This is a genomic window from Cupriavidus necator, from assembly GCF_040578825.1.
GTDB classification, from domain to species: Bacteria; Pseudomonadota; Gammaproteobacteria; order Burkholderiales; family Burkholderiaceae; genus Cupriavidus; species Cupriavidus necator_E.
In genome coordinates this window covers 1-1,813 of record NZ_JBEFLI010000167.1, presented here as the reverse complement: position 1 = coordinate 1,813, position 1,813 = coordinate 1, and the positions used below count along the sequence as shown (strand labels likewise).

Below are 1,813 nucleotides of genomic sequence, written 5' to 3'. Positions count from 1 at the left end.
GGGTGGTCATGGCGGCGGGGCGGTGGGGCGAAGGGAAAACCGAGATTGTACGTGTTGCCCGCCGCCAATGGCGGGGCAGAGGCGGCGGGGCCGATCAGCGCTTGTCCCGCTCCGGGTCAGGCGTGGCGCCGCGCGCGGCAGCTTCCTTCTCGTCCGCGGCCTTGGCTTGCTCAGGGGTGGAGGCAACCCCGTACATGCCATGCCGCGGGGTGCCGGGCGGCAGGTTGCCGAGATCCGTGGGCTGGTACGGATGCGGGCCGGGCGGTGGCTGCGAGATGTCGCTGGACAGATGCGCGCGGCCGCGCAGCTTCTCGTCCTGCGTCACGCTGTGGCCGCCGTAGTGGTAGTCGGTCAGCGAGCCCTGGTGCGCGGGCGCGGACGGCGCCGGGGCGCCGGAGATATCGGCGATGCGCACGGGGATCGACGGGTAGACCTGGTGTGCACCGGCGATGGCCATCTCGGGCGAATCGAAGTCGCCGACCAGCCGCTCCGGGGCGCCCTTGCCGACGCGCATCTCCAGGTGCCAGCGGCCGTCTTCCGGGCCGCAGACCAGGATTTCCTGTTCGGTCGAGGTCATGGCGAGGCCTCCTTGCGTCTAAGCTTGGTTGCAGGGTGGCCGCGCGCAGCGCACTGCGCAGGCAGCGTTGCGGCACGCGGTTATTGCAGGGCAACAGGCAAGTTGCGTTCCAGCGGTGCTGGCGCTGGAACGGATCATGCTGCCTCGCCCTTCGATACGCGGCGATACCCGCGCCCTGTTTCCGTTCAACTTCCGTGAGAGGCCCGCCATGCCCCCGACCCGACCGCTCACCGTTGTCATCACCGGCGCTTCCAGCGGCATCGGCCTTGCCACCGCGTTGGCCTTTGCCCGCGCGCATGCCCGCGTGGTGCTGTGTGCCCGCGGCGAAGGACCGCTGGCGCGCGCCGCGGCGGCATGCCGCGAACTGGGCGCGCGGGCGCTGGCGGTGCCCGGCGACGTCACGCAGCCGGCCGCCATGCACCGGCTGGCCGAGCGGGCGGCCGAGTTCGGCGATGGCGGCATCGATATCTGGGTCAACAATGCCGGCGTGGGCGCGGTAGGCTTGTTCGAGGAAACGCCGGTCGCCGCGCACGAGCAGGTGGTGCGCATCAACCTGCTGGGCTACCTGCATGGCGCCCATGCGGTGCTGCCGTTCTTCAAGGCGGCCGGCAGGGGCGTGCTGGTCAATATCGTGTCGCTGGGTGCCTGGGCGCCGTCGCCGTATGGCGTGTCGTATACGGCAAGCAAGTTCGGGCTGCGGGGCTTCTCCGAAGCGTTGCGGGCCGAGCTGGTGCACTGGCCCGAGATCCGCATCTGCGACATCTTCCCGTCGACCGCCGACACCCCCGGCATGCGCCACAGCGCCAACTACACCGGCAAGGCACTGCGCCCGCCCAGGCCGCTGGTCGATGCCAACGCGGTGGCGCGGGCGGTACTGCGCGCCGTGGCCACCCCCGGCTCGCACGCCGTGACCGTCGGCGCCGTCGCCCGGCTGGCGCGGGCGGCGAACCTGCTGGCGCCACGGCTGGTGCAGCGCACCTACGGCAGCATCCTGCATCGCCATTTCAGCGGGGCGCACGATACACCGGTGTCGGACGGCAACCTGTTCCATGCCTCGCTGGGCCATATGACGGTGGACGGCGAGTGGGGCTCGCCGCAGCGCGCGCGCCAGCTCTGCATCGCCGGCGCGGTGCTGGCGGCAGGGCTCGCCGGGTTCGCGCTATGGCACCGGCGGCGGCAGCCGCGCTGAGCGCCAGGTGCAGCCAGATTTACAACGCCGGGCGATTCTTACCGGGG

2 protein-coding genes are annotated in these 1,813 nt (G+C 71.5%); one reads left to right on the top strand and one right to left on the bottom strand.

Features of this window, described 5'->3' with window-relative positions:
• Nucleotides 1-94: 94 nt before the first annotated feature.
• Nucleotides 95-577 carry a hypothetical protein gene (locus AB1I47_RS33665; protein WP_354687970.1) on the bottom strand — a complete coding sequence of 161 codons (483 nt, stop codon included), beginning with the start codon at nucleotides 575-577 and terminating at the stop codon, nucleotides 95-97.
• Nucleotides 578-785: 208 nt separating this feature from the next.
• Here AB1I47_RS33665 and AB1I47_RS33660 point away from each other — a divergent pair, with 208 nt between their 5' ends.
• Nucleotides 786-1,766, top strand: a complete 981-nt coding sequence (locus AB1I47_RS33660; RefSeq protein WP_354687969.1) for an SDR family oxidoreductase — start codon at nucleotides 786-788, stop codon at nucleotides 1,764-1,766.
• Nucleotides 1,767-1,813: the final 47 nt, after the last annotated feature.

What these genes read in the sequence shown, in the direction of transcription:
- AB1I47_RS33665 (WP_354687970.1), bottom strand. Translation starts at nt 577, where the DNA reads ATGACCTCGACCGAACAGGAAATCCTGGTCTGCGGCCCGGAAGACGGC.
- AB1I47_RS33660 (WP_354687969.1), top strand. Translation starts at nt 786, where the DNA reads ATGCCCCCGACCCGACCGCTCACCGTTGTCATCACCGGCGCTTCCAGC.